Origin of the sequence: Bdellovibrio sp. HCB2-146, from assembly GCF_047345725.1 — a bacterium.
Lineage (GTDB): Bacteria > Bdellovibrionota > Bdellovibrionia > Bdellovibrionales > Bdellovibrionaceae > Bdellovibrio.
On record NZ_JBLEQP010000002.1, the window covers coordinates 708906 to 722777 of the forward strand.

Below are 13872 nucleotides of genomic sequence, written 5' to 3' on the forward strand. Positions count from 1 at the left end.
CACTCAAACCATAACAGTTATATTTGAGGCGGCATCAAGTTTGCTCCACTAGCTAGTATGAGCAATGACGCCAAACTTTCAAATCGTCTCAAATTGATAAGCAGATTTACTGTTCTTGGAACACTTTTCGCGATTGCAAACGTAGCTCATTCGCAAATGTGTGCAAGCAATGTCGCACAGACATCAACCTACTTCATTCCGAATGTGCGTGATTACTGTAAATCTTCAACACCGTGCTCAAAATTCCGCAAACAAGTTCGAATGCAGGGCTCAGGAACTCTTCCAGGCAATCGTATCCTCACTTACAACGGTAAAATTAAGTCGTTAGGTTCTTGTGAAACTGCTTTTGGCGCGAGTGGCAAATGTCTTATTCCATATATTTCTATTGCGGCAGATCCTCGTTATTACCGTATGGGCGATATCATACAAATGCCATCTATGAAAGGTCGTGTCGTCACTTTGCCAAACGGGAAAATAATGGTTCACCCAGGGTTCTTTATCGTTCAAGACACAGGCGGCGCAATCAAAGGAATCAATCGCTTTGACTTCTTTACGGGCTCACACAATATGTATACTAAAAACAATGCCTTCGGAACGAAGGCATTGCCTGACATGCAAATGGTTGATAAAGGCAATTGCTCAGATCACAAATTTTTCTCGGTGGTTCCTCGCCTCTCAAATAATTATGAAACTTCGCTCGCCATGATCGAAGATGCCCTCAGAGGCGCTGTGAGCACTCGCAATATCGCTTCACGCAATTCAACAAGGGGAACGAAATAATGCGCGCACCGCTCTTTATTCTTTTCGTTTTCGTTTTAAATATGTTCATTGCCGAATATTCTTCGGCTGCAAAAGTCATTGATGCTTCAGTTAAAACCGATGAAAGCCGCATCGACTTCAACAAGCCTCCATTTTGGATGTTCACGTACGATGAATTTGCTGATTTGAATCAAGAACAAAAAGACTTCTACTTAGAAAAGTTCTTATCGAAACTTAAAGATATTCCACTCCTTCAAGAGGTCACAAAGACCGAACTCAACGAAGCCGCCGAGTGGGCCGCGTCTTGGAAAGATCTCCAAGTAAAGCTTTATCGATACTGTCAGGACAAACAGGCTTTGAAAAAGTGCGAGAATATCGCAGACGTGCGCCTGCAAGCTCTCGATCTTTTCTCAAATCAAAGCGAAGCAAACAGAAAAGCAAACGCAACACAATCTGGCGCTAAATAAGAGTCAGTGTTCCACAGCTCCTTGAGGGGTAACGCTAATTCCATCTCATTCTGAGAAAAATTTGCTCCCTCATATTCGACTCCCTAAAATAATCGTTGATGACGGGACAAAAAAAAGATTTCACATTCGAACCCTCTCGAAGAAATTTCTTAAAGATCGTAGTTATTTCCACATCACCACTGTTAGCAGAGGCCTTTGTTGGAGCAAGAGTTCGTAAAGCCAAACGTGCCATTCTTAGCAACATGTTTGCAAATGGATACAATTTCAATGGCGAACTCGGTGATCTCTCCACGACAGCACGCTGGAGTCCTGTTGCCATTGGTGCTCCTTACAAAAGATGGATTGATGTCTCGAACTCCGGTAATCACGCACTTGCACTTCGCCAAGACGGCACACTGTGGAGCTGGGGGCAAAATTCTTTCGGTCAATTAGGGATAGGTACCTATAGCACTTCTTCCGTTTCCCCCGTTCAGGTCGGCACACTCACGGTTTGGTCGAAAATTGCAACGACGAACACGGGATCGCTTGCACTGAAACAAGATGGAACTCTCTGGGCATGGGGCGACGTCACCGAGTCCCAAACAGGTCGTGCTTTTTGGGAACCTTATAAAGTCGAAACAACTTCGCCGTGGTCTGAATTTTCTGCAGGAAAAAATCATTCTCTTGCTGTTCGCACAAATGGCACTCTTTGGTCATGGGGCTTAGCAACCAACGGAGTTTTGGGACATAACAACTCGACAAACTACTACTCTCCTCAACAGGTCGGCACCACTTCGACATGGTCCAAAGTAAGCGCGTCTGATTCTCACAGCCTTGCACTTCGCAGTGACGGCAGCATGTGGGCCTGGGGAAACGGACTTTACGGACGACTGGGTACTGGGAATACCACTTCTCGAAGCTCTCCTGTGCAAATTGGTATCGGTCAAACATGGAACGTCATAAAGACGGGTGAACAGTCTTCCGCTGCTATTCGGAGTGATGGAGCTCTCTTCACCTGGGGCTACAACTTTTATGGTGAGCTCGGAAACGGAGCTTTCACTCAGTGCAGTACGCCTATTCAAGTCGGTTCCTTATCGACATGGACCGATGTTTCGCTTGGAGAAACACATGGTCTTGGACTTCGCTCCGATGGAAGCCTTTGGTCTTGGGGCAATTATACAGATGGACGAACGGGTATTCTTTATCTCTTACCTGTTCAGGTCAACACAGACACTAATTGGTCAAAGGTTTTTTCAACAGCTGAAGGAGTCGCACAAGCATTTGGCATTAAGAGCGACGGCACTCTTTGGCGCTGGGGGGCTGTGAGTCCTAATTATGAATTTACGCCTACTCAAATTGGAACAGATTCCGACTGGTCGTCCATATCTCCTGGGGGCGGAAGCCACTCCTTAGCAGTAAAGCCAAACGGTACACTGTGGGGTGAGGGCAATGCCGGCAACTACCGCCTTGGCAATGGATCAACAACATATGTGACAACGCCCGTGCAAATCGGCACGCTCAGCAACTGGCAATCTGTCGGGGCAGGCGCAGCTCATACAATTGCTGTGCGCTCAAACGGAACACTCTGGGCCGTAGGCGACAACTCACTCGGACAATTAGGTGACGGCACTCGCACCAATGCAAGTACATTTATTCAAATTGGAACCGGCAGCACTTGGGTCGCTGTTGCAGCGTCAAGTTATTATAGTCTTGCTAAAAAAAGTGACGGCACTCTTTGGGCGTGGGGGCAAAACACCTTAGGCACGCTGGGTATCGGCTCATCAGTTCACCAATCTAGTCCGGTACAAGTGGGAAGCCTGACGACTTGGAGTTCGATCGCCGCAGCCGGAAGCACTGCCACAGGAGTTCACATAGGTGGCGAAGTTTACACGTGGGGCTCAGGATCAGGTGGAAAGCTCGGGCATGGCAACAACAACAATCGAACTGCTGCAACTCAGCTAGGAACAAGCACCGACTGGAGCAAAGCAACAGTTGGACAGACGAGTTCTTTATTTTTAAAAACGAACGGAACAATTTGGTTTACAGGCACCATCGATGGACTCAGCGTTAGCAGCCCTATTCAAGTCGGAAGCGACACAACTTGGGTTGATATTGCATCCGGAAACAACTGCCATTTTGCCGTCAAGGCAAACGGCACATTGTGGGCATGGGGCTCAAATGAATCTAACAAATTGGGAATCAACTCCGCCTCGCCTTCACGGATTGGCACGAGCACTTGGCTTAAGATTGCCGCAAGTCGTGATCACAGCATGGCCGTTCGTTCCGATGGAACTCTTTGGACTTGGGGATACGGCACCTTTTGTGTATTAGGACTTGGCGATACTTCAACAAGAATGACGCCTGTTCAGGTCGGAACTCAAACGACATGGGCCGATGTTTTTTCATTTCCTTCCCAACCCAATTCCGTTGCACTGAAGACTGACGGAAGCCTATGGGTTTGGGGTTATGGAGCCGGAGCAACGGGGCTTGGTAACTTGAGGAATATCTCAAGTCCCATGCAAATCAGCAGCGCAAATCCGTGGAGTAAGATTAGTGTTGGTCAATATTGCATTCTCGCCAAACAATCTGATGGCAGCTACTGGGCTTGGGGAAATGTTTCTGAATATGCATTAGGAGTTCCTCTCTTTAGTCCCCTTCAAGTAGGCTCAGACACATGGTCGCAAATATCAGGAAAATATCTTCACGGCCTTGGTATAAAATCCAATGGTACACTCTGGGCATGGGGCGATACTTCGACCGGTAAACTGGGCTCTCCTATGTTGGACACGCATTTAGGTGAATCGGCAACTCAAGTTGGAACAGAAACAAATTGGGTCCAAGTTTCGGCCGGAACGAATTCCAGTTATGGCATTCGCAGTGATGGATCTCTGTGGGCCTTTGGATTGAATAGCATCGGCCAATTGGGGCTTGGAAATATCACGTCTAATAGTTCTCCGATCCGCATTGGTGCCTTAGCATGGAGCAAGATTTCCGCTGGCAGCACCCATGCGATCGCCATTCGCTCCGACGGAACATTGTGGAGTTGGGGAAGTAATACCTATGGTGAACTTGGTGTTACGGGAACGGCTTTTAGCAGCCCCGTGCAAATTGGATCCGCTTCGAATTGGGTTCAGATAAGCGCCGGCACCAATCACAGCACCGCTCTGAATTCCAACGGCGAAGTTTATATCTGGGGCTACTATGATAGCGGACGACTTGGGCAAGGTATCATCGGCAGCAATATCTCCTCCCCTGTTCGCTTGGGTACCGGCACTGACTGGGCGTTGGTTCATGCAGGAAGAGCTAGCACGTTCGCTTTGAAAACTCCTAGTTAAATTAGAGCGAGCGAATATAGCCTTGGGCTTTCTCCAACTGCGCCGTTTTTTCTATCAGATTTTTTTTGAGTCGCACTTTCTGCTCGGGCGTCATACGAACCAAAACGTCTGTGATCAAATTCTTTAAACTCTCTTGATACTGAGCTTTCGCCTGTTTGTATTCTGGAAGCTCGAAGCGCTCCGGATGCACATAAAACTCCCGAACAAACTGTTTTCTTTTCTCTTTGTTATCCGATTCTTTCATAAATTTTTCAAAAACGTATTCATTGTTTTTAACTTTAAGGGCGGCAGGAAAACAGGAGGTTTGCAAGTGCTGATCCACGCTCTTTTCTTGATCTTTCGTCAATGTCCCAAGAAACATGGCAAAGTAATCGATGTATTTATCTTTATACTCTTCGCGCAACTTTTCAGGATTTTGAGCTTTAACCAAGTCTTCTTCCGCTTTCTTAGAAAAAGATTTTCTGAAGTGTTTCATTTGCGAATCATCCACAGTTCCAACAAGCTGAACAGCCGTATCGGCAAAATAGCGTTTGATTCCTTCTGCATCACTCATGAACGACGCAAAATAACCAGCCACCTTCTGCTCTTCGAGAGAACCACTATTGACGTCTTTTTCAATTTCTTTGAAATTGTGAATCCATTGTGGAAGAAGTTTTGCCTGAATCTGTTTTAGATCCAGTTGAATTGATTTTTTTAGTTCTTTTTTCTGTTGCGAGTTTAAATCGAAGTAGTCATCTACTTTCCCGGCAATAAAGACGTCGACCCAACGAAGTGCAATATCCAAACGACTACAAGCAGTCAGCCCCATAAAGGCTAGACAGACCAATGCCAATTTTTTCATCCTGATTTTTTGTGCACGAGTTCGTCTGAAGTAAGAAGATCAATGTTGAGGGACTCGGTTTGTCTCGACTCCTTTAAAACAGGCTAACAAAGATTAGCGAAAAAGACTGAGACAAGAACCGAAGTCCCGACGATCGCCGAGAAAAAAAATATTACGGAGCGGCTTCTTCTGAGTTTTCCTCAATTGTTCCATCAGCCGTTCTGTGCACTTGGCCTGTGGTGGGCACTTGTGTTCTCATAGAACGCTCAGAACGCGGAGTGGGCGTTGTAGGTTCAATACGACGAGTTGCGGGTTTCTTTTTAGGCTGCTTCTGTTTGGAACTTTTCAAGACGACCTCCCATTTTTAAAAAGCCTATCAAAAGCTTTAAAACGGTCGATCTAATTTCTCTTGTATCTTATGGCTGGCCCTTTAAACGGGAGGCAATCCATTGAGCCCCTCGCATGGGTTTGTGGGCTTTCATAAAGATTTGAACTTGATGACAAACATTGTTCTGCGTTGCCAGAATAAATTCTAATTGGTCGCTTGGAAGCTCGCCTTTTGCGTGTGCTGTTCTCCAAGGATCCATCAAATCATGTCCCACTTGTGTCACTTCAAAATCGACTTCGGTGAACAGCCCCAATTTTGTTTCTTGCCCACCCGCTTCAAAATCTTGGATATTGCGAATTTGATCAAACATGGCAAGTCCCACAGGTGTGATAACTCGCACATGGGTTGGGTCGTGAAGGAAATTGTCATGACGTGCATGCGGAACTAAAACATGGACAGTGCCACCTGGCTTTAACACACGCCACATCTCGCGAATAATCGCCATATAAGTCGCGCGTGTTTCCCCTAAATGCTCAAGGCAATGGGAGGCAAGAATATGATCAAACTGATTGTCCTGAAATGGCCAAGGTGTGACTTCAAGATTATGAACGACATCGGGTTGGCACAATGGCTCGCAATCGACATTGATAAAGCCTTCTTTTTTATTGAAACCACAACCCAAATTTAATTTCATAAATACCAAGAAGGGCGCCTACGCGCCCTTTTGAAAAGATCTTAATAGTTTGTATCGAGCATCTTGCGAACTTCATCACAGTGCTCTGTTTCTAGACGAATCATCTCTCTCAGAAGTTCTTCTAAGGCAATGTCGTCTCCAACGTGACCAAGAACTTCCTTGTACTTTTCAAGGGCCTTTTCTTCAAACTCCAAGCTTTCCTTTAAGATATCTAAAACTTTGTGAGTCTTTGTTTCAGGCACCGGAGTCACCTTCAAAGAAGGATGACCACCTAATGACGTGATCTTTTCGCCGATCGTGGAAGCATGCTGATAGCCTTCCATCGCTTGCTCATGAAACCACTTTACGATTGGAATACGATTAGGTCCCTTGATCATCAAGGCATAGTGAAGATAGCGCATAACCCCCGAGATTTCCATCTCGATAAGTTCGTTCATCAATGCAATGACTTTCTTGTTTTCTTTAGCCATGTGGTTCCCCTATCTCTTATTCGTCGTCTAACTCGTCGTCGCCGACAACACCAAGGTTATATTTTTCAATGCGATATCGCATAGATCGGAAAGAGATATGAAGGAGTTTTGCAGCTCGCTTCTTGATGCCGCCCGCAGCATGAATCGCTTTCACCAAAAGTTCTTTTTCGATTTGACCCATCACCTTATCGAGATCCAAACCGTCGTCGCCGATTTCGATTTCATTAGATGAAGCCATTTTACGCCCTGCTGTCGTATTTACCATTGGTGGCAAAGACTCTGGCAAGATGGTCGCACCACCCTCAAGCGCCACTGTGCGCTCGATCATATTTTCAAGCTCACGCACGTTACCTGGGTAGTCGTACTTTTTAAGGATATCCATTGCCTCAACGCTGATCGCGCCAATGTTTTTTCCCAAACGCTCATTGTACTTCTTAAGGAAATGATTAGCGAGCAACGGGATATCATCACGGCGATCACGAAGACCTGGAGTTTTGATATTGATAACATTCAAACGATAGAACAAATCTTGACGGAAACCGCCCTTTTGCACCATCTCTTCAAGATTACGATTTGTTGCCGCGATAATTCTCACGTCAACTTTGTTATCTTCCGTAGCACCCACGCGACGGATCACACGCTCTTGAATAGCACGAAGAAGTTTAACCTGGATTGTCAGAGGCAACTCACCCACCTCATCGAGGAAGAGCGTTCCACCATCAGCCACTTCAAAGAGACCGGCTTTATCTGCCACGGCACCCGTGAAGGAACCTTTTTTATGACCGAACATTTCTGATTCCATCAAGTTCTCAGGAATCGCACCGCAGTTCACTGTTACGAATGGACGATCTTTCAATGGACCATTATAGTGAATCGCCTTTGCTACAACCTCTTTACCTGTACCTGATTCCCCTGTGATCAAAACGTTTGTTGGCGTTTGTGACACACGGCGAACCATATCAAAAATAGAATGCATTGCTGGAGAATTTCCAATCATGCTCTGGAAAGAATATTCTTTGACGAGTTCTTTTTTGAGAGATCTATTTTCAACTTCGAGATTGCGAGAACGAAGTGCATTTTGAATATTCATGCGAACTTCGTCGATCTTGAATGGCTTTGTTAAATAGTCGTAGGCACCCATCTTCATAGCTTCAACAGCTGTTTCAGTTGTACCGAATGCTGTGATCATCATGAACACTGTATCTGGGTAAGAATCTTTCACATGCTTCAGAAGCTCAACACCCGTTACGTGAGGCATTTGCAAATCCGAAATAATCATATCGAAAGTTTTCTTCGCCAATAAATCTTTAGCTTTTTGACCATCTTCAGCAAGAGTGACTTCATAGCCCTCTTTCTTCAGCATGATCTCCAAAAACTCGCGTATTGATTCTTCGTCATCGACTACAAGAATTCTCGACTTCATCTATTTGCTCCCACGTCCCATTGACTTTTAGTTATTCTCTCAGTGTGCCTTCGGAAATGTCAAAATAAACTCTGTACCCACACCCTGCTCGCTCTCGACAAAAACTTTCGCCCCGTGACCTTCCAGAATCTTATGCGTCACTGCTAGACCTAAGCCCGTGCCTTTTGCTTTCGTGGTATGGAAAGGTTCAAACATTTTCCGTTTGGTTTGTTCGCTCATCCCGCAACCCGAGTCGCGAATGCGAAGTTCAATCTCTTTTTCATTCGACATTGTCTTAACTTCAATCTTGGCCTGAGTCGTATCGGTCATCGCTTGATATGAATTGATGACGATATTTAAGAAAGCCTGCTTCAGCTTGTCGCGACGGCCTAAGATTTTTAAACCCTCATTAAACTCACGCACTTGAATCACATCCCCGCGCACTTGAGCATTCAGTTTCATCGAATCTAAAACTTCATTCAAAAGTGAGCCCAGGTCCACCGGATCCGTCGGCGGTGTTTCTGGACGGGAATAATCCAAGAACTCAGTAATCAAAGCATTCAAACGATCAATTTCGCGCAAAATGATCTTCATCAGTTTTCGATCATCATCACTGTTAACTGTCTGACTGAGAAGCTCAATACTGCCACTGATTCCCGCCAAGGGATTGCGGATTTCATGGGCAATACCCGCTGCCAATCCACCAATTGCTGCCATCTTCTCATTTTGACGAGCATTATATTCCAGCTGACGAATCTTCGTCAGATCATCGAATAATGCGATCACCAAATGCGTTTGCAACTCAGGACTGAACACTTTGGACTGAGTCATACCCAAAATAATAGCATGATCACCCAAAGTGTATTTCACATCGCCTTTAAAGTCCGCCGCTTGCAGACTCGGAAAAAGTCGCAACCAGTTTTCACTGAGCAAATTTTCTTGGGATAAAATAGCTTTTGCTGATTCATTCGCAGTTACAATCTCGCCGGATTCCAAATAAGAAACCATACCCGTCGGAATGTTCTCCAAAAGAATTTGATTCAACTCTTGAGCCGAACGGAGCTTTAATCCTGTGACAGAAAGTTCTTTTCCAACACTTTGCAACTGCTCACTCAGATAACCCGACAGACCCGCAACCGCAAAAAATGCGATATTATTAAGCGCCAACAAGAAAAAGAAATTGAGCGCCTTCATATCCGGCGAAAATAAAGCCGCCGTCGTAAAGAAGATGCTGGTCAATAGAGCCAGCGTCACCGCCCCCACTCCCCGACATGCAATTCCCGCTAGCAGAATGTTCACAAGATGCAAGAACAGAAATAGGGACTGATTCACACCTGAGTAATAAATTAAAAAAGAAATGAAAATCGCATCAAGGACAAAACCCGCGAAAAGCAAAAGAGGCTTTTTTAGAAGAGACTCCCAAGTCGCTAGATAGACCAGATGCAAAGTGAAAGCGATCGACAGAATTCCGTAAAACGGCCCTAAGATCTCCCAATTCACAAATCCATTTTGAAAAATACTGGAAACAACACTGATCAACAGAATCAAAAAAAACAGACTGATGCGAGTTAACTCCAGCATCAGTCCTTGATTCTTATTATTCTGTAGGCCGTAACTGAGACGCATCTATCCCCCGACGACCTCGGCCATATTGAAGATCGGAAGGTACATGGCAACAACCAGAACGGCAATGATACCACCCAAAACGACCATCAAAAGTGGCTCTAACAAAGAAGTCATCGCTTTAACAGATGTTTCAACTTCGTCCTCATAGAAATCCGCGATTTTACCCAACATCACATCGAGCGTACCAGACTGCTCACCAATGGAAATCATCTGCACAACCATGTCAGGAAAAGTTTTTTCTTTTCCTAATGGCGACGCAAAAGTTCGTCCCGCCATGACGGATTCTTTACAACGCAAAAGGGCTTGCTCAACAACGATATTACCTGAAGTCTTTGCCGAGATTTCAATTGCTTCAATCAAACCAACACCTGACGAAAGCAACGTCGAAAGCGTTCTTGTCAAACGCGCGATCGATGATTTCTGCACAACTTCGCCAAACACCGGCGCTTTTAAAATAAAACGGTCAAATGCGTTTTGCCCATCCGGCGTTGCCAGATATTGCTTGATCAGAATCGGACCTAAAATCAACCCACCCAACCACATCTGCCAGTTCTGTGTCAGAGAGTTACTGATACCGACAACCATCATAGTCAATGCAGGTGGTTCTTTACCCGAAGAAGCAAAGAACTCCATGAACTTCGGAATGATGAAAACCAAGATACCAGCGATAACAAGCATCGCCACAACGATAATCACAACAGGATAAACCAAGGCCCCTTTTACTTGGGCTTTTAGTTTTTCAGACTTCTCCATATAAGAAGCCAAACGCTGCAAGATTCCATCCAAGATACCGGCTTCTTCACCAGCCTGAATCATATTGACATAGAGTTTATCGAATACTGTTGGAACATGTGCCATGGCTTCAGCCAAACGACGACCGGATTCAATTGATGACTTCACTTGCGCCGAAGCTTCTTTTAAAAGACCGGGACGCAAACCTTCAGAAAGAATTTTAAGTGAATCCACAACCGGGATACCGGCGTTAATCAAGGTCGCAAACTGACGCGTGAAGATTTGTAAGTCCTTACCCTTCACACGGCCCGCAAAAAAACCTGCATTTTGACCTGGCTTCGGACGCGGACGAGCGCCTCCTGCTGCCAACCCCACTCGAACAGGAAGAAGCTGTTGAGCTCTTAAACGGATAATTGCTTCCTGTTGAGAATTTGCTTCGATCTCCCCTTGAACCATTTGTCCAACGGAGTTTTTCGCTTGATACGAAAACTTTGCCATCTAGATCCCTACCTTCTTCAAAAGTTGATCTAAGTTGTCTGGATCTCTGGAAACTTCAAATGCTGTTTTCAAATCAATACGACGACGAATCAAATGCTGTAAGAGCGATTGATTCAAAGCAAGCAAGCCGGAGTTCTCAGCCGCCTGTCCCAAGGCCTGCAAGACGCCTTTACAGTCTTCATTTTCCAAAAGACTGCGCACTTGAGGTTTTACCAAGAGAATTTCATGAGCAAAAACTCTTTCGCCACTGAGGCCCGGCATGCCATAGCTCCCCGCTACGACACTCAGAACCTCCGCCCAACGTGGAGAGCCTTGCGCACCAAAGTTTTTATGCAAAACAGAAAAACAGCGGCGCAAAGTATTTTCCATTGAAGGAGATTTCATAGAATAAATAACAAATGTTCCTTGCTCAGCTAGATTAAGAGCTTCCAGGAATTTCTCGTCAGAAAAACCGTCATAGACAACAAGGTCCAAACCGGCAAGCAAAGACTCACGGTCTTCGCTACGAGCAAACTGTCCGTTGTGATATACAAAACACGCTTTTTCATCCCGGATTTGCGGAAATGTGCGCGCCGATAAAACAGCTGCAGAGAAAGACTTCTCTTCGCTCATTTTTTGTAAAAGCTTTTGCAAAATCCAAGAACGTCCGCCCTCACCTGGGCCTGATAGCAACATCATGCCTTTCATGCGAAGCGCGTTCTCTAAAAGAGAAGCTGGCAAACTGACTTCTTGCTTGAGTCCATCCACGTCAAGGTCGACAACGGCCTTCATCGTGGCACCTTCTTGAAAGAATGAGAAGCCCACACGGTGACTATCAAGAGCTGTTTCACCAAGCACAACACCGGTTGTATCAAGAACTGCTTTTTGCTGATTTGAAAGAAGACTTTGTTGCAACAAATTCCACTCTGTCACCAGACCAGGCGTAGAGCGCAGAGTCACCCAACCATTTGCAAGTCGCGCTCGAGGCTCTGCCCCGACTACGAAAAGAAATTCATCTGCTTTTTTTGCTTTCGCCTGCAAAAGAAGTTCAGTGAGACTCATTAGACATCCTTTACTGAAGCGTTCAAGACTTCTTCAATTGTTGTAATTCCACGCTTAAGTTTCAGAAGAGCACTTCGACGAAGTGTGCGCATTCCCTGCTCACGAGCCAAGAAACGAAGCTGCCCTGTGGAAGCACCTTTTAAGATGGCTTCCTTCATTTTTTCTGTCATTGCTAAAAGTTCGTAGATCGCCGCACGACCTTTGATGCCTGTGCTATTGCAATTGGCACAACCTTTTCCTTTGAAAAGTTTGTAATCGCCCACTTCATTCGCAGGCACACCTAAGTTGATAAGTGTCTGCTGCGGAACTTCAATCGGCGCTTTGCACGACTCGCAAACTTTACCGACCAGACGTTGCGCGACGATTAAGTTCACAGTTGAAGTGATAATATACGGAGCCACACCCATCTCTGTCAGACGAATGATCGTCGCCGGAGCATCGTTGGTATGCAGAGTGCTCACAACCAAGTGACCTGTTGAGGCCGCTTTAAAAGCAATCTCAGCTGTTTCTAAGTCACGAATCTCCCCCACCATGACGATGTCAGGGTCTTGACGAAGGAAAGACTTCAGAGCAGACGAGAATGTCAGATCGATGTCTGCATTCATTTGCACCTGATTGATACCCTCTAAGTTGAACTCAACAGGGTCTTCGGCTGTGGAAATATTCACGTCGGTTTGATTCAAATCCGCCAAGGCAGAATAAATTGTCGTGGTTTTACCAGATCCCGTCGGACCTGTGATGAGAACCATCCCTTGTGGCAAATGGATCACGGATTTAAAGAGTTTCAAATCGTCCTCTTCAAATCCCAACTTAGTCATATCTAATTGCAAGTTGGATTTATCCAATAGACGAAGAACGACTTTCTCGCCCCACATCGTTGGCAAAACACTCACACGGAAGTCCATCTCTTTACCCTTGATCGTGCGCACTTTCAAACGACCGTCTTGAGGACGACGTTTTTCGGCGATATCAAGTTTGGACATAATTTTAATACGAGAGGCAATCGCCGCAGCTGTTCCCGAAGGAGGCGCTGTGGCTTCAACCAAGTTACCGTCAATACGGAAGCGCACGCGGTATCTTTTTTCATAAGGCTCAAAATGGATATCGGAAACACGCTTACGAATCGCGTCCGCCAAGATCGAGTTCACGAACTTCACGATCGGCGCATCATCCACGCCACCATCTTGGTCAATAATTTCTGCTGTCGGTCCTGAGAATGAAAACTCCTCTTCCATGATCCCATCGGACACGGAGTTCAGAGACTTCATATTGATACTACCGCCGTAATATCGATCAATTGCAGAGCTGATGGCACTTTCAGTACCGACAACAGCCTGAATACGGCAACGAGTGATGAAGCGCAAGTCTTCCTTCACCATGATATTACTTGGATCCGAGAACGCTACGACGAGAGTATTATGTGCTTTTTGCAGAGGAATAAGTGTGTTCTTTTCACACACATCTTTTGGAATGAGTGTCACGACAGCCGGATCAACCTCGAAAGTATTGACCTCAACTCCGGGAACAGAGAAATGCTTTTCCAGCGCACGAAGAATTTGATTTTCTTTAAGAAAACCTAATTGAATGATACAGCTTGTAAGCTTCGATCCCGATTTTTTTTGCTCTTCAATAGCTGCTGCCAACTGGTCTGATTTCATCAGACCTTGTCGAACCAGCATTTCCCCTATCTTGAGTGATGACGATGACATGCGACACTCCTC

General features: G+C 45.5%; 12 protein-coding genes. 3 read left to right on the plus strand and 9 right to left on the minus strand.

Annotation, left to right across the window (positions count from 1 at the left end):
* The first annotated feature begins 93 nt into the window (after positions 1-93).
* The 3 genes from ACLWOR_RS14335 to ACLWOR_RS14345 all read left to right on the plus strand — a co-directional run bounded on the left by ACLWOR_RS14335 (position 94) and on the right by ACLWOR_RS14345 (position 4540).
* A complete protein-coding gene (locus tag ACLWOR_RS14335; protein ID WP_413941452.1) occupies positions 94-780 on the plus strand; it encodes a 3D domain-containing protein in 687 nt (228 codons plus the stop codon).
* Positions 780-1226: a hypothetical protein gene (locus tag ACLWOR_RS14340; protein WP_413941453.1), complete on the plus strand. Its 447-nt coding sequence runs from the start codon at positions 780-782 to the stop codon at positions 1224-1226. The genes ACLWOR_RS14335 and ACLWOR_RS14340 overlap by 1 nt, the downstream gene beginning before the upstream one ends.
* Positions 1227-1324: 98 nt before the next feature.
* Entirely contained in the window at positions 1325-4540 is a 3216-nt protein-coding gene (locus ACLWOR_RS14345; protein ID WP_413941454.1) for a hypothetical protein, read from the plus strand.
* 1 nt (position 4541) lies between these two features.
* Here ACLWOR_RS14345 and ACLWOR_RS14350 read toward each other — a convergent pair whose 3' ends face one another.
* The 9 genes from ACLWOR_RS14350 to pilB all read right to left on the minus strand — a co-directional run bounded on the left by ACLWOR_RS14350 (position 4542) and on the right by pilB (position 13860).
* Entirely contained in the window at positions 4542-5381 is an 840-nt protein-coding gene (locus tag ACLWOR_RS14350) for a DUF6279 family lipoprotein (protein WP_413941455.1), read from the minus strand.
* Between the two features lie 151 nt (positions 5382-5532).
* A complete protein-coding gene (locus ACLWOR_RS14355) occupies positions 5533-5709 on the minus strand; it encodes a hypothetical protein (RefSeq protein WP_413941456.1) in 177 nt (58 codons plus the stop codon).
* A 67-nt stretch (positions 5710-5776) separates the two neighbouring features.
* Entirely contained in the window at positions 5777-6382 is a 606-nt protein-coding gene (locus ACLWOR_RS14360; RefSeq protein WP_413941458.1) for a class I SAM-dependent methyltransferase, read from the minus strand.
* A gap of 41 nt (positions 6383-6423) precedes the next feature.
* Positions 6424-6852, minus strand: coding sequence for a ferritin-like domain-containing protein (locus ACLWOR_RS14365; RefSeq protein WP_413941459.1), 429 nt, complete (start codon positions 6850-6852; stop codon positions 6424-6426).
* 16 nt (positions 6853-6868) lie between these two features.
* Entirely contained in the window at positions 6869-8275 is a 1407-nt protein-coding gene (locus ACLWOR_RS14370; protein ID WP_413941460.1) for a sigma-54-dependent transcriptional regulator, read from the minus strand.
* A gap of 39 nt (positions 8276-8314) precedes the next feature.
* A complete protein-coding gene (locus tag ACLWOR_RS14375) occupies positions 8315-9880 on the minus strand; it encodes a two-component system sensor histidine kinase NtrB (RefSeq protein ID WP_413941461.1) in 1566 nt (521 codons plus the stop codon).
* Positions 9881-11110, minus strand: a complete 1230-nt coding sequence (locus ACLWOR_RS14380; protein WP_413941462.1) for a type II secretion system F family protein — start codon at positions 11108-11110, stop codon at positions 9881-9883.
* Entirely contained in the window at positions 11111-12151 is a 1041-nt protein-coding gene (locus tag ACLWOR_RS14385) for a twitching motility protein PilT (RefSeq protein WP_413941463.1), read from the minus strand.
* Entirely contained in the window at positions 12151-13860 is a 1710-nt protein-coding gene (gene pilB, locus ACLWOR_RS14390) for a type IV-A pilus assembly ATPase PilB (protein ID WP_413941464.1), read from the minus strand. Before pilB ends, ACLWOR_RS14385 begins: the two co-directional genes overlap by 1 nt.
* Between the last annotated feature and the right edge of the window lie 12 nt (positions 13861-13872).

Coding starts and splice junctions, on each gene's coding strand:
- ACLWOR_RS14360 (WP_413941458.1), bottom strand. CDS start 6,382: ATGAAATTAAATTTGGGTTGTGGTTTCAATAAAAAAGAAGGCTTTATC.
- ACLWOR_RS14375 (WP_413941461.1), bottom strand. CDS start 9,880: ATGCGTCTCAGTTACGGCCTACAGAATAATAAGAATCAAGGACTGATG.
- ACLWOR_RS14385 (WP_413941463.1), bottom strand. CDS start 12,151: ATGAGTCTCACTGAACTTCTTTTGCAGGCGAAAGCAAAAAAAGCAGAT.
- ACLWOR_RS14345 (WP_413941454.1), top strand. CDS start 1,325: ATGACGGGACAAAAAAAAGATTTCACATTCGAACCCTCTCGAAGAAAT.
- pilB (WP_413941464.1), bottom strand. CDS start 13,860: ATGTCATCGTCATCACTCAAGATAGGGGAAATGCTGGTTCGACAAGGT.
- ACLWOR_RS14350 (WP_413941455.1), bottom strand. CDS start 5,381: ATGAAAAAATTGGCATTGGTCTGTCTAGCCTTTATGGGGCTGACTGCT.
- ACLWOR_RS14380 (WP_413941462.1), bottom strand. CDS start 11,110: ATGGCAAAGTTTTCGTATCAAGCGAAAAACTCCGTTGGACAAATGGTT.
- ACLWOR_RS14365 (WP_413941459.1), bottom strand. CDS start 6,852: ATGGCTAAAGAAAACAAGAAAGTCATTGCATTGATGAACGAACTTATC.
- ACLWOR_RS14340 (WP_413941453.1), top strand. CDS start 780: ATGCGCGCACCGCTCTTTATTCTTTTCGTTTTCGTTTTAAATATGTTC.
- ACLWOR_RS14370 (WP_413941460.1), bottom strand. CDS start 8,275: ATGAAGTCGAGAATTCTTGTAGTCGATGACGAAGAATCAATACGCGAG.